The organism is Cupriavidus nantongensis, assembly GCF_001598055.1.
GTDB classification, from domain to species: Bacteria; Pseudomonadota; Gammaproteobacteria; order Burkholderiales; family Burkholderiaceae; genus Cupriavidus; species Cupriavidus nantongensis.
In genome coordinates this window covers 542,140-563,464 of sequence record NZ_CP014845.1, presented here as the reverse complement: position 1 = coordinate 563,464, position 21,325 = coordinate 542,140, and the positions used below count along the sequence as shown (strand labels likewise).

The following is a 21,325-nucleotide window of genomic DNA, read 5'->3' as shown; positions in this document are numbered from 1 at the left end:
GGCACAAGGCGACGCTCAACCAGGTGAAACACACTGGTTATAGGATCAAGCCTTACGGGCAATTAGTACTGGTTAGCTTAACGCATTACTGCGCTTCCACACCCAGCCTATCAACGTCCTGGTCTCGAACGACCCTTCAAGGAGGTCAAGCCTCCAGGGAATCCTCATCTTCAGGCGAGTTTCCCGCTTAGATGCTTTCAGCGGTTATCTCTTCCGTACATAGCTACCCTGCGATGCCTCTGGCGAGACAACAGGTACACCAGCGGTACGTCCACTCCGGTCCTCTCGTACTAGGAGCAGCCCCCGTCAAGATTCCAACGCCCACGGCAGATAGGGACCAAACTGTCTCACGACGTTTTAAACCCAGCTCACGTACCTCTTTAAATGGCGAACAGCCATACCCTTGGGACCGGCTACAGCCCCAGGATGAGATGAGCCGACATCGAGGTGCCAAACACCGCCGTCGATATGAACTCTTGGGCGGTATCAGCCTGTTATCCCCAGAGTACCTTTTATCCGTTGAGCGATGGCCCTTCCATTCAGAACCACCGGATCACTATGTCCTGCTTTCGCACCTGCTCGACTTGTCGGTCTCGCAGTTAAGCACGCTTTTGCCATTGCACTTTAGGTACGATGTCCGACCGTACCAAGCGTACCTTCGAACTCCTCCGTTACACTTTGGGAGGAGACCGCCCCAGTCAAACTGCCTACCATGCACTGTCCCCGACCCGGATTCACGGGCCAAGGTTAGAACCTCAAACAAACCAGGGTGGTATTTCAAGGACGGCTCCACGTGAACTGGCGTCCACGCTTCAAAGCCTCCCACCTATCCTACACAGATCGGTTCAAAGTCCAATGCAAAGCTACAGTAAAGGTTCATGGGGTCTTTCCGTCTAGCCGCGGGGAGATTGCATCATCACAAACACTTCAACTTCGCTGAGTCTCGGGAGGAGACAGTGTGGCCATCGTTACGCCATTCGTGCAGGTCGGAACTTACCCGACAAGGAATTTCGCTACCTTAGGACCGTTATAGTTACGGCCGCCGTTTACCGGGACTTCAATCAAGAGCTTGCACCCCATCATTTAATCTTCCGGCACCGGGCAGGCGTCACACCCTATACGTCCACTTTCGTGTTTGCAGAGTGCTGTGTTTTTATTAAACAGTCGCAGCCACCATTTTATTGCAACCCCTTCACCCTTCTGGCGCAGGCCAGTCAAGCTACCAGGGCGTACCTTATCCCGAAGTTACGGTACCAATTTGCCGAGTTCCTTCTCCCGAGTTCTCTCAAGCGCCTTAGAATACTCATCTCGCCCACCTGTGTCGGTTTGCGGTACGGTCTCGTATGACTGAAGCTTAGAGGCTTTTCTTGGAACCACTTCCAATTGCTTCGCAGCACTAGGCCGCTCGCCCCGTAGCCTTGAATTACGCGCCCGGATTTGCCTAAGCGCCTTCTCCACTACAGGGACCGGGACTTCCAACACCCGGAGAACCTTCCGCGATCCGTCCCCCCATCGCATCATACGACGGTGCAGGAATATTAACCTGCTTCCCATCAGCTACGCATCTCTGCCTCGCCTTAGGGGCCGACTCACCCTACGCCGATGAACGTTGCGTAGGAAACCTTGGGCTTACGGCGAGGGGGCCTTTCACCCCCTTTATCGCTACTCATGTCAGCATTCGCACTTCTGATACCTCCAGCATCCTTTACAAGACACCTTCACAGGCTTACAGAACGCTCTCCTACCACGCGTGCGCTCCTTTAAATCCACTAGCACGACCACCAGCGATCATTGTTGGTGGCTTTGTCGATGCTGCGCATCGACAAGCTTGGTGCACTTAAAGGAACGCACGCGTCCGCAGCTTCGGTGACTGGGGCTGCTTCTAAGCCAACCTCCTGACTGTTTTAGCCTTCCCACTTCGTTTCCCACTTAGCCAATCTTTGGGACCTTAGCTGGCGGTCTGGGTTGTTTCCCTCTTGACACCGGACGTTAGCACCCGATGTCTGTCTCCCGTGATTGCACTCTTCGGTATTCGGAGTTTGCTATGGCGGGGTAATCAGCAATAGACCCCCCAACCATGACAGTGCTCTACCCCCGAAGGTGAGACACGAGGCACTACCTAAATAGTTTTCGGAGAGAACCAGCTATTTCCAGATTTGTTTAGCCTTTCACCCCTATCCACAGCTCATCCCCTAACTTTTCAACGTTAGTGGGTTCGGTCCTCCAGTACGTGTTACCGCACCTTCAACCTGGCCATGGATAGATCATCTGGTTTCGGGTCTACACCCAGCGACTCAACGCCCTGTTCGGACTCGCTTTCGCTACGCCTTCCCTAACCGGTTAAGCTTGCCACTGAATGTAAGTCGCTGACCCATTATACAAAAGGTACGCCGTCACCCCCGAAAGGGCTCCGACTGTTTGTATGCATGCGGTTTCAGGATCTATTTCACTCCCCTCCCGGGGTTCTTTTCGCCTTTCCCTCACGGTACTGGTTCACTATCGGTCGATCACGAGTATTTAGCCTTGGAGGATGGTCCCCCCATCTTCAGACAGGATTTCACGTGTCCCGCCCTACTTGTCGTACACCTAGTTCCACAATCGTGTTTTCGCATACAGGGCTATCACCTGCTATGGCCGGGCTTTCCATCCCGTTCTGCTAACACCACTGCTAAAGAGTACAAGGCTGTTCCCATTTCGTTCGCCACTACTTTGGGAATCTCGGTTGATTTCTGTTCCTGCAGCTACTTAGATGTTTCAGTTCGCCGCGTTCGCTTCCCACACCTATGGATTCAGTGTGGGATGACCCATACGGGCCGGGTTTCCCCATTCGGACATCTCCGGATCAAAGCTCGTTTGCCAGCTCCCCGAAGCTTTTCGCAGGCTACCGCGTCCTTCATCGCCTGTGATCGCCAAGGCATCCACCACATGCACTTGTTCGCTTGACCCTATAACAAGTGTGTCTCATCGACACGCTCACTACAGGTTGAGTTCTCGCATTTGTGCCGTATTCCAAGTCATCTTTCGATCACTTTAAAATACATTTGGTTGATACAATCACAACCCGGTATCGCGTTCAACTACTGTGCTTCTCATCAAAGCACCGCGACACCTTTACTACATCCCATATTGTTAAAGAACAGCCGATCCGCAGGTCAGACCCGCGCTCGCTTGGCAATGCCAAATGCAAACGCTCAAAGCTTAAGCGCTTGCATTTGGCCATCTGGCCTTAACCAACAAACTACCGATAAGTGTGGACGCTCAACGTTGGCTGCACGCTCTGAAAGGAGGTGATCCAGCCGCACCTTCCGATACGGCTACCTTGTTACGACTTCACCCCAGTCATGAACCCTGCCGTGGTAATCGCCCTCCTTGCGGTTAGGCTAACTACTTCTGGCAAAACCCACTCCCATGGTGTGACGGGCGGTGTGTACAAGACCCGGGAACGTATTCACCGCGGCATGCTGATCCGCGATTACTAGCGATTCCAGCTTCACGTAGTCGAGTTGCAGACTACGATCCGGACTACGATGCGTTTTCTGGGATTAGCTCCCCCTCGCGGGTTGGCAACCCTCTGTACGCACCATTGTATGACGTGTGAAGCCCTACCCATAAGGGCCATGAGGACTTGACGTCATCCCCACCTTCCTCCGGGTTTGTCACCGGCAGTCTCTCTAGAGTGCCCTTTCGTAGCAACTAGAGACAAGGGTTGCGCTCGTTGCGGGACTTAACCCAACATCTCACGACACGAGCTGACGACAGCCATGCAGCACCTGTGTCCACTTTCCCTTTCGGGCACCTGATGCATCTCTGCTTCGTTAGTGGCATGTCAAGGGTAGGTAAGGTTTTTCGCGTTGCATCGAATTAATCCACATCATCCACCGCTTGTGCGGGTCCCCGTCAATTCCTTTGAGTTTTAATCTTGCGACCGTACTCCCCAGGCGGTCAACTTCACGCGTTAGCTACGTTACTGAAGAAATGAATCCCCAACAACTAGTTGACATCGTTTAGGGCGTGGACTACCAGGGTATCTAATCCTGTTTGCTCCCCACGCTTTCGTGCATGAGCGTCAGTCACGTCCCAGGGGGCTGCCTTCGCCATCGGTATTCCTCCACATCTCTACGCATTTCACTGCTACACGTGGAATTCTACCCCCCTCTGACGCACTCTAGCCTGACAGTCACAAGCGCCATTCCCAGGTTGAGCCCGGGGATTTCACGCCTGTCTTATCAAACCGCCTGCGCACGCTTTACGCCCAGTAATTCCGATTAACGCTCGCACCCTACGTATTACCGCGGCTGCTGGCACGTAGTTAGCCGGTGCTTATTCTTCCGGTACCGTCATCGACCCGGGGTATTAGCCCAGGCCATTTCTTTCCGGACAAAAGTGCTTTACAACCCGAAGGCCTTCTTCACACACGCGGCATTGCTGGATCAGGGTTGCCCCCATTGTCCAAAATTCCCCACTGCTGCCTCCCGTAGGAGTCTGGGCCGTGTCTCAGTCCCAGTGTGGCTGATCGTCCTCTCAGACCAGCTACTGATCGTCGCCTTGGTAGGCCTTTACCCCACCAACTAGCTAATCAGACATCGGCCGCTCCTATCGCGCGAGGCCGTTTGCGGTCCCCCGCTTTCACCCTCGGGTCGTATGCGGTATTAGCTAATCTTTCGACTAGTTATCCCCCACGACAGGGCACGTTCCGATGTATTACTCACCCGTTCGCCACTCGCCGCCAGGCCGAAGCCCGCGCTGCCGTTCGACTTGCATGTGTAAGGCATGCCGCCAGCGTTCAATCTGAGCCAGGATCAAACTCTTCAGTTCAATCTCTGTGTGGGTCCGTAGACCCTCGCTCTTTCGAGCGGTCGCTCACTCTCAGAAAACTGACTGACCAGATCCGAAGACCCAGTCACGTTTTGCTGTGCGAGCACTGTATAACTTTTAAGCTAAAAGACCGAAGTCTTTCGCATCCGCTATCAAGCGCCCACACTTATCGGTTGTTTGTTTGTTAAAGAACTTCGCTCACCGGCTTTGCCGTTCAGCGCGCTGCGTTGTCAGCAGCAGAGAAACGAGATTATGCAGAGCTTTCTTCGTTTCGTCAACCGTTTGCAGCAATCTTTTTTGCTGCCGTCGGCGCTGCGAACCTCGCTGCGCCAACCTTCCGGCCGACCCCGCAACCCTTGCTGCGCCTGCCTTGCAGGGGCCGCGTTGTGTTGCGAGGGGGCGAATAGTAAGCGAGCCCGGCGGGGTTGGCAAGGGGTATTTGAAAACTTCTTCGTGCCGCCATCGGCGGCCCCTTAAAATCGGCAAATGCCTGACCTGCCTACCTATCAACCGTCGCGCCTGCCAGCAGACGGTACCCGCCTGCTGGACGCCCAGTCGCTGGCCGCCGCACTGTCGCGCCCTATCGTCTTTGTGGACCTGGAGACCACTGGCGCGGACGCCCAGCGTGACCGCATCACCGAGATCGGCGTGGTGGAAGTTGGCCCGGACGGTATTGTCGAATGGGACACCCTGCTCGACCCCGGCATGTCGATCCCGCCGTTTATCCAGCGCATGACCGGCATCAGCGACGACATGGTGCGCGGGCAGCCGACCTTCGAATCCCTGGCCGAGTCGCTCGCCGAGCGCCTGCAGGGCCGCCTGTTCGTGGCCCATAACGCACGCTTCGACTACGGCTTCCTGAAGAACGCGTTCCGGCGCGCCGGTGTGACGTTCCGGGCCGACGTGCTGTGCACCGTCAGGCTCTCGCGCTCGCTGTACCCGTCGGTCGAGCGCCATGGCCTGGACGCGCTGATCGCCCGCTTCGGCCTGACGCCCAAGGGCCGGCACCGCGCGCTGGCCGATGCCGAGCTGCTGTGGCAGTTCTGGCAGAAGATCCATGCCACCTATACGGTCGACCTGGTGGAAGCTGCGGTGCGCACGCTGGTGCGGCGCGCCAGCCTGCCGGCTGGCCTGGAAGAGACCGCGCTCGAAGACGTGCCCGCGGCGCCGGGCGTCTATATCTTCTATGGCGACCAGGACGTGCCGCTCTATATCGGCAAGAGCGTGCACCTGCGCCAGCGCATCGGCGCGCATTTTTCCGGCGACTACCGCTACGGCAAGGATATGCGGCTGGCGCGGCTGGTGCGCCGGGTCGAATGGCGGGAAACCGGCGGCGAAACCGGCGCGCTATTGCTGGAAGCCCGGCTGGTCAAGGCGATGCAGCCGGTGCACAACCAGCTGCTGCGCCGGAATACCCGCCTGTACGCCTGGGAGCTGCCGCAGCAGTTGCCGGTGCCGCGCCTGCGCTCGGATCGGAACACGGACTTCTGCCGGCATCGCGACCTGTTCGGCGTCTTCGGCAGCCGTGGCGCGGCCGAGGCACGGCTGCGCGCGCTGGCCGAGGAGCACGGACTGTGCATGGCCACGCTGTCGCTGGAAAAGACCACGCGCCGTGGCAGCCCCTGCTTTGCGCGACAAGTCCACCGCTGCGCCGGCGCCTGCGTCGGCGTGGAATCGTCGCGCGAGCATCGTGCCCGGGTGGCCGCCGCGCTGGGGCCGATCGCGCTGGTGCCATGGCCGTTCGACGGCCCGGTGGCCTGGCGCGAGCAACACGGCGCGCGCGCCTGGTGGCATGTGGTGGACGAGTGGTGCTACCTGGGCTGCGCGGACTCGCTGGAAGAAGCCTGCGCACTGGCCGCCGCACCCGCGCATTTCGACCTGGACACCTACCAGATCCTGGCGCCGCGCCGGGAGCAATGGATGCCGGACGCGGTGCCGCTGTCCGTACGGCGGGATTTCACGCTGACCGCGCCGGAGACGCCCGCTGATACCCCACGTCCTGCACGCACGGTGTCGACGCCTGCCGCGCGCAAGTCCTCCGCCATCGCAGGACAGCAAACCCTGGGCTTGTTTGCAGAGTAAGCCTGCCCGGCAGCGAGCCATGGCACTCTGTACGCCAAGCCCCAAAAGCCCCTTGCAAACGATGCAACGGCTCTACTAGTCTGCACAGGCCGGTCCATGCCGCCGGCCGCGCCGATGTGGAGCCCCATGCCCGCCAGCCCTGCCCGATTAGCGTCTGCCTCCCGAGCCGCGGCGTGCAGGCATGCGCACATCGCGGTCCTCTGCGCGGCCACTTTGGCGTCGGCCTGCGCCGGCATCGGGACGGGCGCGATGCAAGACGTCATCGATTCCTGGAGGAACATTCCCATCGAAGAGGCGAAGCGCCAGTGGGGCCCTCCGCAGGCCGTGCAGGCGCTTCCCGCCGGCACCGCCTACGTCTGGACCGATTCCGTGCCGGTCGCGCGGCCGCCAGGCAGCGGACCGCGCGATGCCGGCATGGAGCGCACACCTGTGCCGGCGCAATGCCAGCGCAAGCTGGTGGCCGATCCCCATGGCATCGTGACCGGCGGCGAGTGGCGCGGCGACGCCTGCTGCATCACCGCGCTGGCCGGCCGCTGCGCCGCGCTCAAATACCGGACGCGCGGCTGAACCGCGCCGTCGCCCGACCCTGATCCCCTCACGCTCAGCGTTCCGGCCACGCGCCGGTATCGGCCAGCACCGGCGAGAATTCCCGGAACGCGAAGCGCAGCGGCAGCACGCGCTCGCGCCGCACCACGCGCTCGACATGCAGCTTCACCAGCCGCTCGGCGCCGGCGAAGGCGGCCAGGGCCTCGCCCTCCCAGATCACTTCGGCGCGCCCATTCACATGCAGCAGCGAACCGTCGGCAAAATCCGGCACGACGATGCCCGCACGCGGGTTGGCCATCAGGTTGCCAACCGTGTTGAAGAAGTTGTTGCCGTTGAAATCCGGGAAGGTCAGGGTATGGGCGTCGTCCACGCGGATAAAGCCAGGCTTGCCGCCGCGGTGCGAGACGTCGACACCGCCGGTGTGCTCGCCTTCGTCTTGCGGCGACGCGACATGGCTGGATGCGATGAACAGCGTATCGGCGCCGCGCAGCCAGGCGCTGGCATGCGCGTCGAGCGCGTCGCCGTGCCATGTTGCGGGCGCGGCGGCAGGCTCGGCCGCGGCCACGTCGCGCAGCTGGATATAGCGCGGGCAGTTGCCGAAGCTCTGCTCGACCTCCACCGTCAGCCCCGCCTGATCGCGCGCCACGATGATCCCGTTCATGCGGTTGCGCCGGCGCGTGGGCAGCTCGATGCCAAGCAACCCGATGCGCGCGCCCTGCTGCAGCTCCACGGCCAGCGGATCGCCGGGCAACGGAACCGCGTCGATGCGCAGGTGCGTGGCGTCCGGCGTCCGCGCAAACCCGGGCGGTCCGACCAGCAGCGTGGCCCACGGCATGCCTTCGGCATCGACCGCGCCGGCCAGCAGGAACGGCAGTTGCGCGAAGAACGTGCGGTGCTGTTCCGGCATCTCGCCGCGGATCACGCGCGGACCCGCCGCGGCCATGCGCTCGCGCTTGCCGGCGCGCTGCTGTGCCGCGAGTTCGCCGGCGTGGAATGGCAGGCCGGCATGCGGCCAGGTGGGCAGGTCCATGATTGGCTCCTTCGCTAAGGGAAAGGCTTGGCGCTCGCCGGACGCAATGGCTAGGCGGCCACGCTGGGCTTCGATACCAGCATCGGCACGAAGCCGGGCAATGCCTCGACGCGGCGCAGCCAGGCGTTGAGCGCCGGGTACGGCGCCAGCGGCACGTTGCCTTCCTCGGCGCGGGCGATATAGCTGTAGGCGGCCACATCGGCAATGGTGGCGTGATCGGCGGCGAGGAACGTGCCCTCGGCCAGCACCGATTCCATCAGCGTGAACAGCCGCTGCGCGCGGGCGACGGCATCTTCCATCGGCACCGGCCGGCCGAACAACACGCCCAGGCGGGCGGCGGCCGGGCCGAACGCAATCTCGCCGGCCGCCACCGACAGCCAGCGCTGCACGCGGGCGGCACCGACCGGATCGCGCGGCAGCCAGCGGCCGTCGTCATAGCGCGTGGCCAGGTAGACCAGGATCGCGTTGGAATCGCCCAGCACCACGCCGTCGTCGTCCAGCACCGGCACCTGGCCGAACGGGTTCAGGCGCAGGAAGGCTTCGCCGCGCTGCTCGCCGCCACGCAGGTCGACGTCCACCAGCCGGTAAGGCAGGCCCAGTAGCCCCAGCATCAGTTCGGCGCGATGCGCGTGGCCGGACAGCGGCGAACGGTACAGCACCAGCGGCCTGGCGGGCACTGCGAGGGGATTGGTCTGTTGCATGGCACTCTCCTGAGCGGTTGGTATGGACGGATTCTCGGCGCCGGCGACGGTGGAATAAATGGGGGTGTTGATATTTGACTACTCCAGAAAATGGAGTAATGTTTGGCGCCATGGACAAGCTACGTGCGATGCAGACCTTTGTGCGGATCGTCGACGAAGGCAGCCTGACGGCCGCCGCGGCGTCCCTGCATACCTCGTTGCCGGCGGTGGTTCGCACGCTGGCGGCGCTCGAATCCGAGCTGCAGGTGCGGCTGCTCAACCGCACCACGCGGCGGCTGTCGCTGACCGCCGAGGGGCGCAGCTACCTGGACGGCTGCCGGCGCATCCTGGCCAATATCGATGAAGTCGAAGCGGGGCTGACCGAGAGCCATGTCGAGCCCAGCGGCCAGCTCACGCTGACCGCCTCGGTGCTGTTCGGCCAGATGTACGTGGCGCCGGCGGTGACGCGCTTCGTGCAGCGCTATCCGCGCGTGCGCTGCCGCATGGAATTCACCGACCGCGTGGTGAACCTGCTCGAGGAAGACCTGGACGTGGGCGTGCGTATCGGCCCGCTGGCCGACTCCACGCTGGTGGCGCAATCCGTCGGCCGCATCCGCCGCGTGGTGGTCGCCACGCCCGCCTATCTGCGCAAGCACGGCGTGCCGCGCCACCCGGAAGATCTGGCCGGCGCCAACTGCCTGCGCTTCACCGGCAACCATGCGCACTGGTGGTCGTTCCGCGACGGCGAACGCGAGTTCCATGTGCCGGTGTCGGGCAACCTGGAATTCAACCAGACCGCGCCCGCCGTGGCCGCCTGCGCAGCGGGTGCCGGCTTCGGCCATTTCCTGTCGTACCAGGTGGCGCAGCTGGTGGAAGAGCGCAAGCTGCGCATCGTGCTGGAAGACTTCGAGCTGCCGGCGTGGCCGCTGTCGCTGATCTATCCCCACGCGCGGCTGCTGCCGGCGCGCACGCGCGCCTTTATCGACTGGATGCGCGACGAGCTGAGCCCGCGCTTCAGCTGAATGCGCACCGTCGTGCGCCAGACGGCATGCATGCGGGACATTTGCAGGGCCAACCGACAAAACCCCTTGACGCGTGGCGGTGCGCACCGGTATTTTCAAATTCGAATCCGAATTCGAATACGGAAACACGACCATGTCAGCGACGCCTTCCAGCTTTCCCGCCAACGCTTCCTTCCCCCGTATCGACACTCCCTCGATCCTGCAGCCACCCCGCCAGCGCCGTGCGCGCGAGACCGAACAGGCCTTGCTCGGCGCAGGCCGCGAACTGCTTGCCACGCGCGACTTTGCCGCGGTCTCGGTAGCGCAGATCGCAGCGGCGTGCCAGGTCTCGGTGGGCGCCTTCTACGGGCGCTTCCGCGACAAGATGGCCTATTTCGAGGCGCTGCGCGCGCTGGTGATGGAAGAGACTTCGGCCTCGATCGACCGCTACCTGGCGCAGGAACGCTGGGAAGATGTCGCCACGCCGGTGCTGCTGGAAAAGGCCGCCAGGTTCATGGTGCTCGGCACGCTGGCCAATCGTGGCGTGATGCGCGCGTCGCTGCGCCATGCCTCCACGCGCCCCGAGGAATGGCTGCCCCACCGCCAGAACGGTGAAGCGATCGTGGAGCGCATGGTGCAGTTGCTGGTGCCACGGCTGCCGCTGCCTGCCGAGACCGCCGAACTGCGCGTGCGCTTTGCCATGCAGGCCGTCTTCAGCGTGCTGGTCAATGCCGTGCTGAACGATTCCGGCCCGCTGCACCTTGACGACGAGCGGCTGATCACCGAGCTGAGCCGCCTGATGGCGGGCTATCTCGACATCCGGCCGGCCGAGACCGCCTGACCCTGTCCGGATAATGCAGCCGCGCCATGGCTGCTATGAATTTGCGCGGCGCTTGCTTGGCGGTGGCGCCGGCGCTCCCTAGAATGTGCCCACGCCCGGCCCCGCGCCGAGGCAGCCCTATCCGCCTCACTGCTTATCGGGACCGCTCATGGCCACGCTTTTCCTCGTCCGCCACGGACAAGCCTCGTTCGGCGCCGCCAACTACGACTGCCTGTCGCCCACCGGCCGGCAGCAGGCGCGCTGGCTGGGCGAATATTTCGCCGAGCGCGGCGTCAGCTTCAGCCGGGTCGTGGCCGGCACGCTGGTGCGCCAGCAGGACACCGCCACGGAAATCCTGGCCGGCATGGGGCAGCCGCACGCCGCGGTGATCTCGCATCCCGGCCTGAACGAATACGACGGCGAGGCACTGTACCGCTGCCACACCGGCGGCGCCGACCACCGCGCCCACCAGAACGGCGACTACAACGACTACTGGCGCACCTTCCGCGCGGCCTATGCGGCCTGGACGCAGGACGGCTTGGCCGAGATGCCCGAGAGCTGGGCCGACTTCGGCGCGCGCATTGCCGGCGCGCTGGCGCAGGCCAGCGAGGGCACCACGCGCGAGGATGCGATCCTGGTGGTCAGCTCGGGCGGCGCCATCGGCCGCGCCACCGCCGACCTGCTCGGCGCGCCGGCGCAGGCCGCGATCGAGATGAACCTGCAGTTCCGCAATACCGCGTTCTGCGAGATCATCGTCGGCCGCGGCGTGCAGCGGCTGCTGAGCTTCAACAACGTGCCCCACCTCGAGCGTGCCGACCGGCGCAGCGCCGTGACCTTCGCCTGATGCAGATTGCGCGGATTGCGCGCTCGGCGCTTTCCGCCGCTCACATGACAATGGCCGCGATTTTCGCGGCCATTCCTTTTTCTACTCCGGCTGCTGGCGCGGGCACTTTGACATGCCCGCGCCGCCGGTCCTTCTCCCTTTACTGCTCTCTGTCGTCACCTGTGTCGCTGCGCCGCGGTTTTACAGGCGCTCGACGATGGTCACGTTGGCCAGCCCGCCGCCTTCGCACATGGTCTGCAGGCCGTAGCGCTTGCCATGCGTATGCAGCGCGTGCACCAGCGTGGTCATCAGCTTGGCGCCGGAGCCGCCGAGCGGATGGCCCAGCGCAATCGCGCCGCCATGCACGTTCAGGCGTTCCGGATCGGCGCCGGTGGCCTTGAGCCAGGCCAGCGGCACCGGCGCGAAGGCCTCGTTGACTTCGAACAGGTCGATATCGCCGATGCGCAGGCCGGCGCGCTTGAGCGCCACCTCGGTGGCCGGCAGCGGCGCTTCCAGCATCACCACCGGGTCATGGCCGATCACGGTCATGCTGTGCACGCGCGCCAGCGGCTTGACGCCCAGCTTCTTCAGGCCAGCCTCGTTGACCACCATCAGGCCCGCGGCGCCGTCGCAGATCTGGCTGGCGCTGGCAGCGGTGACGCGGCCGCCTTCGGCGATCAGCTTGACGCTGCCGATGCTTTCCAGCGTGGCGTCGTAGCGAATGCCTTCGTCGGTGGTGTGCATCTCGCCGTTGGCGCCCTCGGCGGTGCGCACTTCCACCGGCAGGATCTCGGCGCTGAAGCGGCCGGCCCTGGTGGCGGCGACGGCGCGCTGATGGCTTTGCAGCGCGTAGGCGTCGAGCTGCTCGCGCGACAGCTCGTACTTGCGCGCGATCATTTCGGCGCCGGTGAACTGGCTGAATTGCACGCCGGGGTAGCGCGCCTCGACGCCCGGGCTCTTGGGCACGCCGAAGCCGTTCTTCGCCGGCAGCTGCGAGGACAGGCCCATCGGCACGCGCGTCATGCTTTCGACGCCGGCGGCAATGACGACGTCCATCGCGCCCGACATCACCGCCTGCGCGGCAAAGTGCAGGGCCTGCTGCGACGAACCGCACTGGCGGTCGACCGAGGTGCCCGGCACGCTTTCCGGCAGGCGCGAGGCCAGGATGGCATTGCGCGCGACGTTGCCGGCCTGCTCGCCGACCTGGCTCACGCAGCCCATGATGACGTCTTCGACCAGCGCCGGGTCGGCGCCGGTGCGTTCCACCAGTGCGTCGAGCACCTGCGCGGCCAGGTCGGCCGGATGCCAGCCCGACAGCTTGCCGCCCTTGCGGCCGCCGGCGGTGCGGACCGCCGCGACGATGTATGCCTCTGCCATGTGATCTCCTTGGTTCGGTGCCGGCCGCCGGGGCAGCCCTTGTTGTGCAGCATGCCGGCGCGGGTGCCGGCAGTGTCGATGGCTATTGTTGCGCCGGCGGCGGAGGCCAGCGTCGTCGGAAGCGACGAAGTTGCCGCACCGCTCAGCCGCGCGGCGCCAGCACCGCGAAGATCGCCGTGGCGCGCAGCAGGCAGCGCTCGCCGCTGAACAGCCGGCAGTTGCCGTAGCGCAGCCGCGAGCCGAGCTTGTCGAACTCGACGCGCGCTTCGACCCAGTCGCCCGGGCGCGCCGAATCGAGATAGTCCAGGCTCAGGTTGACCGTGACCGCGCTTTTGGCGCGGCCGGTTTCCAGCGACATCATCATGCCGATGGCGGTATCGGCCAGCGTCGCCAGCATGCCGCCGTGCGGGATACCCAGGTTGTTCAGGTGGTTCTCGTCGATGCGCACCGCCAGCGTGCGGCGCCCGGCGTGCAGGTAGAGCTGGCCGAAGCCGGCCATGTAGCCGCTCATCCGGCGCAGCGGGACAAAGCCTTCCGGCACGTCGGCGCCGGCTTCGGCCGGCGCGGTGATGGCGCGGGTCAGCCCCGCCTCGATTTCCGCCTCGGCCATGGCGTCAGGCAAAGTAGCGCGAGGCCACGCTGAGGTGCTCGCGGCAATCGGCCACCATGCGCGCGATCAGTTCCTCGCAGCTGGGCACGTCGTCGATCAGGCCCACGCACTGGCCCGCGCTGATGATGCCGCCGTCGGTCTCGCCCGCCTTGAGCGCGGCCTTGCCGCGCACGCCGGCGACCAGGTGCTTGACGTCTTCGAACTGCGCGCCGCCGGGACGGCGTTCGATGCTGACCACTTCATCCGACACCGCGTTCTTGAGCACGCGCGCGGTGTTGTGCAGGGTGCGGAAGATCAGGTTGGTGTCGCGCTCGCTGGCCTGCACCAGCGCCTGCTTGACGTTGTCGTGGATCGGCGCCTCGCGCGTGGCGCAGAAGCGCGTGCCCATGTTGACGCCCTCGGCACCCAGCACCAGCGCCGCCGCCATGCCGCGCCCGTCGGCGATGCCGCCCGAGGCGATCACCGGGATCGACAGCTTGCGCACCGCCTGCGGGATCAGCACCATGCCAGGCACATCGTCCTCGCCCGGATGACCGGCGCACTCGAAGCCGTCGATCGAGACCGCGTCCACGCCCAGCCGCTCGGCCGACAGCGCATGGCGCACCGCCACGCATTTGTGGATCACCTTGATGCCCGCGGCCTTGGCCCGCGCGATATGTTCCTTGGGGTTGTTGCCGGCGGTCTCCAGCACCTTGACGCCGCTCTCGATGATGACGTCGAGATAGCGCGCGTACGGCGGCGGATTGATCGACGGCAGCAGGGTCAGGTTCACGCCGAACGGCTTGTCGGTCATCTCGCGGCAGCGGCAGATCTCGGCTGCCAGGTCCTCGGGCGTGGGCTGGGTCAGCGCCGTCAGGATGCCCAGGCCCCCAGCGTTGGAAACGGCGGAGGCCATTTCGGCGTAGCCAACCCATTGCATGCCGCCCTGGATGATCGGGTAGCGGATGCCAAGCAGTTCGGTGATGCGTGTCTTCATGGTGGTCCTTTTGCTGTCTGCGCCGGCAGCAGGCAACGGCGCGATGTCGCGCGCAATGTCGCGATGTGCCGGCCCTGCCGCCTGATCGGCATCAGTCTACGGTGCCGCGCGCGGTCACAGCCTCGTCGGAAGCGACGATTGCGGGCGGCGCAATCTGCACTAGTGTTGGGCGAGCCCCGCCCCCGCTGCCGGGTTCTTGTCCCGGCACCCCACGGCATCCTTCCTACCTCCCAGCAGGAGCCCGCATGACGCCAGCCACGCCTTCGTTCGAAACCCTGCGCTATGCCGTTGCAGACGGCGTTGCCACCATCACCCTGCACCGCCCGGACCAGCTCAACGCCTTCACCGCGCAGATGATGCACGAGCTGATCGCCGCGTTCGACGCCACCGATGCCGACGACAACGTGCGCGCGGTGATCGTCACCGGCTCCGGCCGCGCGTTCTGTGCCGGCGCCGACCTGTCCGGCGGCAGCTCCACCTTCGATTTCGAGAAGCGCTATGGCGCCAGCCCGGACACCGCGCATCGCGACGGCGGCGGGCGCGTGTCGCTGCGCATCTTCCGCAGCCTCAAGCCGGTGATTGCCGCGGTCAACGGCGCCGCGGTCGGCGTGGGCGTGACCATGCAGCTGCCGATGGATATCCGGCTGGCGTCGACCGATGCCAAGTTCGGCTTTGTCTTTGCCCGCCGCGGCATCACGCCGGAAGCGGCGTCGTCGTGGTTCCTGTCGCGCGTGGTCGGGATCTCGACCGCGCTGGAGTGGTGCTATACCGGCCGCGTGTTCTCGGCGCAGGAAGCGCACGAGCGCGGCCTGGTGCGCTCGCTGCACGCCCCCGAAGACCTGTTGCCGGCGGCGCAGGCGATTGCGCGCGAGATCGCCGCCGATGCCGCGCCGGTGTCGGTGGCGATCTCGCGCCAGCTGATCTGGCGCATGGCCGGCGCCAGCCACCCGATGGAAGCGCACAAGCTCGACAGCCGCGCGATCCAGTCGCGCGGCCGCTCCGCCGACGTGAAGGAAGGCGTCAGCGCGTTCCTGGAAAAGCGCCCCGCCGCGTTCCCGGAAACCGTGTCGCACGACATGCCGGACTTTTTCGACTGGACCAGCGAGCCGCCCTTTGCCTGACGCGCCCGCGTCGATCCCTGTTGCCGGAGTCCCGATGAAAGTCAGCCAGGCCGTCGCCAGCCGCAAGTCCGTCCGCGGCTTCCTGCCCCGGGCCGTCGCGCCCGACACCATCCGCCGCGTGCTCGACGCCGCGGCGCGCGCGCCGTCCGGCGGCAACCTGCAGCCGTGGCACATCCATGTGGTCGGCGGCGAGGCGCTGGAGCGGCTGCGGGGGATCATGCGCAAGCGCATCGCCGAGGCCCCGAGCGGCGAAGCGCGCGAGTACGACATCTATCCGCGCGAGCTGGTCTCGCCCTACCGCGAGCGCCGCTTCCAGGTGGGCGAGGCGCTCTACCACCACCTCGGCATTCCGCGCGAGGACAAGGCGCGGCGGCTGGCGCAATTCGCCAGCAACTTCACCTTCTTCGGCGCGCCGCTGGCGCTGTTCTGCACCGTGGACCGGCGCATGGGCCCGCCGCAATGGTCGGACCTGGGCATGTACCTGCAGACGGTGATGCTGCTGCTGCGCGAAGAAGGCCTGGACAGCTGCGCGCAGGAGTGCTGGGCAATGTATCCGCAGACCATCGGCGAATTTTTGTCGCTGCCGGCCGAACGGATGCTGTTCAGCGGCATGGCGATCGGCTACGAGGACCCCGAGGCGCCCGCCAACCGGCTGCGCGCCGGGCGCGCGCCGCTGGCGGAATTCACCGAGTTCATCGGTATCTGAATCGGCATCTGAGCCGGGGGTTCAGAGCAGCCCGAGCTGGCGCGCGATCGCAACCGCCTGGGTGCGGTTGCTGGCATGCAGCTTGGCGCTGATATTGCGCAGGTGCGTGCGCACCGTGGTCTCGGACACGAACAGGCGCTCGGCCATGGCGACGTTGGAATAGCCCTCGGCCAGCAGGTGCAGCACCTTCTGCTCCTTGGGCGTCAGCGGCTCGACCAGCGCCGCCGGCGCGGGCCGGCTGGCGCCGGGCGCCTCCGCTGCGGCCTGGCCGCAGGCCTGCAGCAGCTTTTCGACATAAGGCGCCGGCAGGCTGGCCGCCTGACGCGCGCAGGCGTCGGCCACCAGCCGGCGCACATCGTCGCCCTCGTCGGCAAAGATGCGCACGAAGCCCTCGGCCGCGCCGAAGCGCAAGGCCTCGCCCATCACCACCAATGCATGCGCGCCGTCGCCGGTGCGCTGCCATGCCTGCGCCAGCAGGATGCGCAGCTTGAGCGCGCGGCGCATCAGCTGGTTGCCCGCGGCGGCCGCGAGTTCGCGTTCGATCGCCTCGCGCACCGGCGTGCCGGGGCGCGCGTACAGGTCCAGCCGCAGCCGGCCCAGCGTGATGTCCTCGACATCGCTGGCAAACGAGCTGACGCCGGGGCGCGTGCGCCACAGCGCCGGGTCGGCAGCGCGCTCGATCGCCTCTTGCGCGGCGTGCACATTGCCCTGGCGCAGCGCCAGGCGGGCGCGCTCCAGCATCGCGGCCATCACCAGCCGCGTCAGGCCGCGATGGTGGCCCAGTGCTTCGAGCTGCGCCAGCCATTCGTGGGCCTGGTCGGTCTCGCGCCGCTCGAAGGCGATGCGGGCCAGCACCGCGTGGCCGGTGATGATCTGGTCGGGCAGGCCGAGGTCGCGCGACAGCGGCAGGTAGACGTTGAGCAGGCGGCTGGCGCGCTCGGAATCGCCGCTCTCGTACAGGCCTTCGGCCAGCAGGATGCCGGCCATGGCGTTGCCGTTGGTGGGCCCGAAGCGGTTCGGCAACATCGTGCTGGCGGCGATGCGGAAGCGCGCCAGCGCCTGCTGCAACCGGCCCTGGCGCAGGTCGATCAGCCCTTCGACCGATTCCGAGAAGATCTTGTTGAAGTTGCTGTCGGACCCGCGCACCGCGTGCCGCGCCACCTGCAGCAGCCGCCGCGCCTCGGGGTAGTCCCCCGCCACCGCGGCCAGCCGCGCCATCGAGGTGGCCAGGATCGCGTCGGGGAAGGCATAGCCCATCGGCAACGGCGGCAGCTCGTTGCGGGCGAAGGCGCGCGCGTCGTCGAAGCGGTCCATCATGTTCAGCAGCATGTGGCGCAGCGCGCGGCTATGCGCCAGCAGGTCGCCGGCCGCGCCCTCGGTGGGGATCTGCTGCAGCAGCGCGATGGCTTCGGCCGGCCCGCGCGTGAACGACACCGCCCATACCCGCGCGATCTGCAGCTTGGGCAGCCGGGCCAGGTCCTCGGCGGGCACCGACTCCAGCCAGCGCGTCAGCAGCCGCATGCGGCCCTGCGCCAGCAGGTCGTCGGCGGCGCTGTCGAGCAACTGCAGCGCATGCGCCAGCGCACCGGCGGCGAAAGCGTGTTCGATGGCGGGCACCAGCCGCCCCTGCGACTCATACCAGCGCGACGCCGACAGGTGCAGCTGCGGCACGGCGTCGGGCATGGCCTGCGCCAGCTGCGCGCGCAGGAAACCGGAGAACAGGCTGTGATAGCGATACCACTGCTCGGGCGCGGCGCCCGAGCCGCGTTCGCCATAGCGTTCGCTCTCCAGCGGCAGCAGGAACAGGTTGGCGCGCTCCAGCCAGGCCAGGATTTCCTCGCTGCTGCCGGCGGCGGGCTGGCACACCGCGTCGCACAGCGGCCCGCACAGCTGGTCCAGGATCGAGGTGCGCAGCAGGAAGTCGCGCACCGCTTCGGGCAGGTGCAGGAAGACGTCTTCGACCAGGTAATCGGCAATGGCCGCGTTCGAGCCCGAGAAGCCGGCGATAAAGCCCTCCGGGTGGGTGCGCCGCTCGAGCGCCACCGACGCCAGCCACAGCGCCGTGGCCCAGCCCTCAGTGCGCCGGTGCAGCGCGCTGATGGCGGCCTGCTCCAGCTTCAGCCCGCGCGCGTGGCGCAGGAACGATGCGGTCTCGCCGGCGGAAAAACGCAGCTGCGCGGGCTCGATCTCGAGCAGCTCGCCGCGTGCGCGCAGGCGGGCCAGGCCGGTTTCGGGCACCCAGCGCGTGCCGATCACCACGCGGCAGCCGGGCGGCAGGCTTTCCACCAGCTGCCAGACCAGCCCCGCCACGGCGGCATTCTGCACGGCTTCGAAATCGTCGAGAAACAGCGTGAACTCGCCGTGATGGCTGGCAAGACGGTCGATAAGCGCCAGCGCCTGCTCGCCCGGGTCCTGCGCCAGCGCCTGGCGTGCGGACCGGTCCGGCCCGCCGCTGCCCAGGCCCTGGGCGATGGCAGCCTCGATCGAGCCGAGGAAGCGCGAGGGGTCGTTGTCCGAGCGGTCCAGCGTCAGCCACGCGGTGCGGCCGCCGGCGGATTCGAGCCGCGCGCGGCACTGGAGCATGGCGGTGGTCTTGCCGAAGCCGGCGGGTGCGCGCACCAGCACCAGCTTGACGAAGCCCGCCGCGCACACGGCATCGCAGATCGCTGCGCGCTGGACCTGGAACGGGGTCAGCAGCGGCGGGCGCAGCTTGGCGGCCAGCGACGCCGCGCCGGCGGGTGGCGGCGTGCGCCGTCCGGTCTCCTCGATACTTGCCATTGGCTGTCAGTGGTCTCCCGCACATCGCGGCCCCTGGCGGGCGCGCCATGCGCCCCCGGCGCTGCAGGATGCAGGCGGGTGGCCGTGGCTGTGTTGTAGCGAGGCATTATGACGTAAACCGCCGCGCTGGCGAAAACGCGGGCAGCGGCCAGGCACCGTTTGCCGGTGCCTCACACCAGCTTGCTGGCGTGCCCGGCCCAGTAGCGGTCGCGCAGCAGCCGCTTGAGCAGCTTGCCGGTGGGCAGGCGCGGCAACTCGGGCTCGAAGTCGACCGAGCGCGGGCACTTGATCGCGGACAGGTTGGCGCGGCAGAACGCGATCAGCTCGGCCGCCAGCTCGGGCCCGGCCTGGCCCATGTCGGCGGGCTGCACCACGGCCTTGACCTCTTCGCCGAAATCCTCGTTGGGCACGCCGATCACGGCGACATCCATCACCTTCGGATGCGTCATCAACAGGTTCTCGGCCTCTTGCGGGTAGATGTTGACGCCGCCGGAGATGATCATGTTGGCCTTGCGGTCGGTCAGGTAAAGATAGCCGTCCGCGTCGACGTAGCCGACATCGCCGATGGTGCTCCAGTCCGGATGCTGCGGATGGCGTGTCTCCGCGGTCTTGGCCTCGTCGTTGTGGTACGTGAACGGGCGGCCCTCGGCAAAGTAGATCGTGCCCGGCTCGCCCGGCGGCAGCAGCGCGCCGTCCGGTCCGCAGATGCGCAGCTTGCCGACCATGGCGCGCCCCACCGTGCCCTTGCGTTCCAGCCATTGCGGCGTGTCGACCACGGTCACGCCGTTGCCCTCGGTGCCGGCGTAGTACTCCCAGATCACCGGTCCCCACCACGCGATCATCGCTTCCTTCACCTGCACCGGGCACGGCGCGGCCGCGTGGATCGCCACGCGCAGCGACGACACGTCATAGCGCTGTCGCTGCGCCTCGGGCAGCTTGAGCATGCGCGAGAACATGGTCGGCACCAGTTGCGTATGCGTGATGCGGTGTTGCTGCACCAGCCGCAGGAACTGCTCGGCATCGAAATGCTCCATCACCACCGCGGTGCCGCCCAGCGCCTGTACCGACATGGTGTAGCGCAGCGGCGCGGCGTGGTACAGCGGCGCGGGCGACAGGTAGCGGGTGTCGGCATCGAAGCCGTAGAGCCGCTGGCACAGCGCGGTCAGCGTGGTCGGCGCGTCGATGTCGGGACTCGACGGCGGCGCGTACACGCCCTTGGGCCTTCCCGTAGTGCCGGATGAATACAGCATGTCGCCGCCGGTCACCTCGTCGGCGATGCGCGTGGCCGGGCAATCGGCCAGCGCGGTCTCATAGGCCTCATAGCCGGGCACCGTGCCGTCCAGCATCAGGCGCGCCTGCAGCGCCGGCGTCTGCCCGCCCAGCGCCGCGGCGATCTCCGCCTGCGCGTGCGTGGTGACCAGCACGCGCGCGCCGCTGTCATTGACGATATAGGCGGCATCGGCCGCGTTCAGGCGCGTGCTCAGGCAGATATAGACGATGCCGCTGCGCTGCGCGCCCCAGCACAGCTCGAACAGCCGCGGATGGTTCTCCACCATCAAGGCCACGCGGTCGCCGGGCCGCAGGCCGAGCTTGCGGAACAGATTGGCGACCTGGTTCGAGCGCTGGTCCAGCTCGCGGTAGGTAACGACGGCGCCGCTGCCGCCCATGATGACGGCGGGCTTGTCGGGCGTGCGCTGCGCGTGGATGTGCGGATGCATGGCGTGGAGCTCCTCGACTGGGATGGTGGGTGGTCGGATGCCGATTCCGCATTCTCGGAACCCAGGCGGGTTCGACCATCGTCGGAAGCGACGAAGCGGCATGGCCGCGTTTTGCCGCAGCGCCGCAAAGAAACGGCTTCCGCCGGCCACGCCCAGCTTCGTCCGATGCGACGATGCGCCGCCGGCCGGCCTGGCCGGAAGATGCCCGCCAGACTACCGCCCTCACGCCTCACCCTTATCCG

The 21,325-nt window shown here is 66.0% G+C and carries 14 protein-coding genes and 2 rRNA genes; 7 read left to right on the top strand and 9 right to left on the bottom strand.

The window, feature by feature from the left end; translation table 11 throughout:
* Positions 1 to 41: 41 nt before the first annotated feature.
* Positions 42 to 2,945 (bottom strand): 23S ribosomal RNA (locus A2G96_RS23820).
* A 335-nt stretch (positions 2,946 to 3,280) separates the two neighbouring features.
* Positions 3,281 to 4,815: ribosomal RNA gene (locus tag A2G96_RS23815) — 16S ribosomal RNA — on the bottom strand.
* The 16S and 23S rRNA genes sit together here, the layout of an rRNA operon.
* 486 nt (positions 4,816 to 5,301) lie before the next feature.
* Between A2G96_RS23815 and A2G96_RS23810 the strand changes: the two genes are divergently transcribed.
* Together A2G96_RS23810 and A2G96_RS23805 are read left to right on the top strand one after the other, a co-directional pair.
* Entirely contained in the window at positions 5,302 to 6,897 is a 1,596-nt protein-coding gene (locus tag A2G96_RS23810) for an exonuclease domain-containing protein (RefSeq protein WP_062802681.1), read from the top strand.
* Between the two features lie 126 nt (positions 6,898 to 7,023).
* Positions 7,024 to 7,464 (top strand): hypothetical protein, encoded by a 441-nt coding sequence (locus tag A2G96_RS23805; RefSeq protein WP_062804110.1) that lies wholly within the window; start codon positions 7,024 to 7,026, stop codon positions 7,462 to 7,464.
* Positions 7,465 to 7,498: 34 nt separating this feature from the next.
* Here the strand turns inward: A2G96_RS23805 and A2G96_RS23800 are convergent, their stop codons facing one another.
* Together A2G96_RS23800 and A2G96_RS23795 are read right to left on the bottom strand one after the other, a co-directional pair.
* Positions 7,499 to 8,473, bottom strand: coding sequence for a pyridoxamine 5'-phosphate oxidase family protein (locus tag A2G96_RS23800; RefSeq protein ID WP_062802680.1), 975 nt, complete (start codon positions 8,471 to 8,473; stop codon positions 7,499 to 7,501).
* Between the two features lie 50 nt (positions 8,474 to 8,523).
* Complete coding sequence (locus tag A2G96_RS23795) at positions 8,524 to 9,174, bottom strand: glutathione S-transferase family protein (protein ID WP_062802679.1); 651 nt, start codon at positions 9,172 to 9,174, stop codon at positions 8,524 to 8,526.
* A gap of 98 nt (positions 9,175 to 9,272) precedes the next feature.
* On the opposite strand from A2G96_RS23795, the gene A2G96_RS23790 reads away from it, so the two are divergent.
* The 3 genes from A2G96_RS23790 (at position 9,273) to A2G96_RS23780 (ending at position 11,818) form a co-directional block, all read left to right on the top strand.
* A complete protein-coding gene (locus A2G96_RS23790; RefSeq protein ID WP_082819084.1) occupies positions 9,273 to 10,175 on the top strand; it encodes a LysR family transcriptional regulator in 903 nt (300 codons plus the stop codon).
* 133 nt (positions 10,176 to 10,308) lie between these two features.
* Positions 10,309 to 10,995 carry a TetR/AcrR family transcriptional regulator gene (locus A2G96_RS23785; RefSeq protein ID WP_062804108.1) on the top strand — a complete coding sequence of 229 codons (687 nt, stop codon included), beginning with the start codon at positions 10,309 to 10,311 and terminating at the stop codon, positions 10,993 to 10,995.
* 148 nt (positions 10,996 to 11,143) lie between these two features.
* Positions 11,144 to 11,818: a histidine phosphatase family protein gene (locus A2G96_RS23780; RefSeq protein ID WP_062802678.1), complete on the top strand. Its 675-nt coding sequence runs from the start codon at positions 11,144 to 11,146 to the stop codon at positions 11,816 to 11,818.
* A gap of 180 nt (positions 11,819 to 11,998) precedes the next feature.
* Here the strand turns inward: A2G96_RS23780 and A2G96_RS23775 are convergent, their stop codons facing one another.
* The 3 genes from A2G96_RS23775 to A2G96_RS23765 form a co-directional block, all read right to left on the bottom strand.
* The gene (locus A2G96_RS23775) at positions 11,999 to 13,174 is read right to left on the bottom strand and encodes an acetyl-CoA C-acetyltransferase (protein WP_062802677.1); all 1,176 of its coding nucleotides are present in this window, start codon (positions 13,172 to 13,174) and stop codon (positions 11,999 to 12,001) included.
* 142 nt (positions 13,175 to 13,316) lie between these two features.
* Positions 13,317 to 13,784, bottom strand: coding sequence for a PaaI family thioesterase (locus A2G96_RS23770; RefSeq protein WP_062802676.1), 468 nt, complete (start codon positions 13,782 to 13,784; stop codon positions 13,317 to 13,319).
* 4 nt (positions 13,785 to 13,788) lie between these two features.
* Positions 13,789 to 14,796, bottom strand: a complete 1,008-nt coding sequence (locus A2G96_RS23765) for an NAD(P)H-dependent flavin oxidoreductase (protein WP_257734323.1) — start codon at positions 14,794 to 14,796, stop codon at positions 13,789 to 13,791.
* A 209-nt stretch (positions 14,797 to 15,005) separates the two neighbouring features.
* On the opposite strand from A2G96_RS23765, the gene A2G96_RS23760 reads away from it, so the two are divergent.
* Positions 15,006 to 15,881 carry a crotonase/enoyl-CoA hydratase family protein gene (locus A2G96_RS23760; protein ID WP_062802674.1) on the top strand — a complete coding sequence of 292 codons (876 nt, stop codon included), beginning with the start codon at positions 15,006 to 15,008 and terminating at the stop codon, positions 15,879 to 15,881.
* A gap of 34 nt (positions 15,882 to 15,915) precedes the next feature.
* The gene (locus tag A2G96_RS23755; protein WP_062802673.1) at positions 15,916 to 16,587 is read left to right on the top strand and encodes a nitroreductase; all 672 of its coding nucleotides are present in this window, start codon (positions 15,916 to 15,918) and stop codon (positions 16,585 to 16,587) included.
* A 21-nt stretch (positions 16,588 to 16,608) separates the two neighbouring features.
* Here the strand turns inward: A2G96_RS23755 and A2G96_RS23750 are convergent, their stop codons facing one another.
* Both A2G96_RS23750 and A2G96_RS23745 read right to left on the bottom strand, forming a co-directional pair.
* Positions 16,609 to 19,365 carry a winged helix-turn-helix domain-containing protein gene (locus tag A2G96_RS23750; protein ID WP_062802672.1) on the bottom strand — a complete coding sequence of 919 codons (2,757 nt, stop codon included), beginning with the start codon at positions 19,363 to 19,365 and terminating at the stop codon, positions 16,609 to 16,611.
* A gap of 170 nt (positions 19,366 to 19,535) precedes the next feature.
* Complete coding sequence (locus tag A2G96_RS23745) at positions 19,536 to 21,083, bottom strand: AMP-binding protein (RefSeq protein WP_062802671.1); 1,548 nt, start codon at positions 21,081 to 21,083, stop codon at positions 19,536 to 19,538.
* Positions 21,084 to 21,325 lie beyond the last annotated feature (242 nt).

What these genes read in the sequence shown, in the direction of transcription:
- A2G96_RS23810 (WP_062802681.1), top strand. Translation starts at nt 5,302, where the DNA reads ATGCCTGACCTGCCTACCTATCAACCGTCGCGCCTGCCAGCAGACGGT.
- A2G96_RS23805 (WP_062804110.1), top strand. Translation starts at nt 7,024, where the DNA reads ATGCCCGCCAGCCCTGCCCGATTAGCGTCTGCCTCCCGAGCCGCGGCG.
- A2G96_RS23800 (WP_062802680.1), bottom strand. Translation starts at nt 8,473, where the DNA reads ATGGACCTGCCCACCTGGCCGCATGCCGGCCTGCCATTCCACGCCGGC.
- A2G96_RS23795 (WP_062802679.1), bottom strand. Translation starts at nt 9,174, where the DNA reads ATGCAACAGACCAATCCCCTCGCAGTGCCCGCCAGGCCGCTGGTGCTG.
- A2G96_RS23790 (WP_082819084.1), top strand. Translation starts at nt 9,273, where the DNA reads ATGTTTGGCGCCATGGACAAGCTACGTGCGATGCAGACCTTTGTGCGG.
- A2G96_RS23785 (WP_062804108.1), top strand. Translation starts at nt 10,309, where the DNA reads ATGTCAGCGACGCCTTCCAGCTTTCCCGCCAACGCTTCCTTCCCCCGT.
- A2G96_RS23780 (WP_062802678.1), top strand. Translation starts at nt 11,144, where the DNA reads ATGGCCACGCTTTTCCTCGTCCGCCACGGACAAGCCTCGTTCGGCGCC.
- A2G96_RS23775 (WP_062802677.1), bottom strand. Translation starts at nt 13,174, where the DNA reads ATGGCAGAGGCATACATCGTCGCGGCGGTCCGCACCGCCGGCGGCCGC.
- A2G96_RS23770 (WP_062802676.1), bottom strand. Translation starts at nt 13,784, where the DNA reads ATGGCCGAGGCGGAAATCGAGGCGGGGCTGACCCGCGCCATCACCGCG.
- A2G96_RS23760 (WP_062802674.1), top strand. Translation starts at nt 15,006, where the DNA reads ATGACGCCAGCCACGCCTTCGTTCGAAACCCTGCGCTATGCCGTTGCA.
- A2G96_RS23755 (WP_062802673.1), top strand. Translation starts at nt 15,916, where the DNA reads ATGAAAGTCAGCCAGGCCGTCGCCAGCCGCAAGTCCGTCCGCGGCTTC.
- A2G96_RS23750 (WP_062802672.1), bottom strand. Translation starts at nt 19,365, where the DNA reads ATGGCAAGTATCGAGGAGACCGGACGGCGCACGCCGCCACCCGCCGGC.
- A2G96_RS23745 (WP_062802671.1), bottom strand. Translation starts at nt 21,083, where the DNA reads ATGCATCCGCACATCCACGCGCAGCGCACGCCCGACAAGCCCGCCGTC.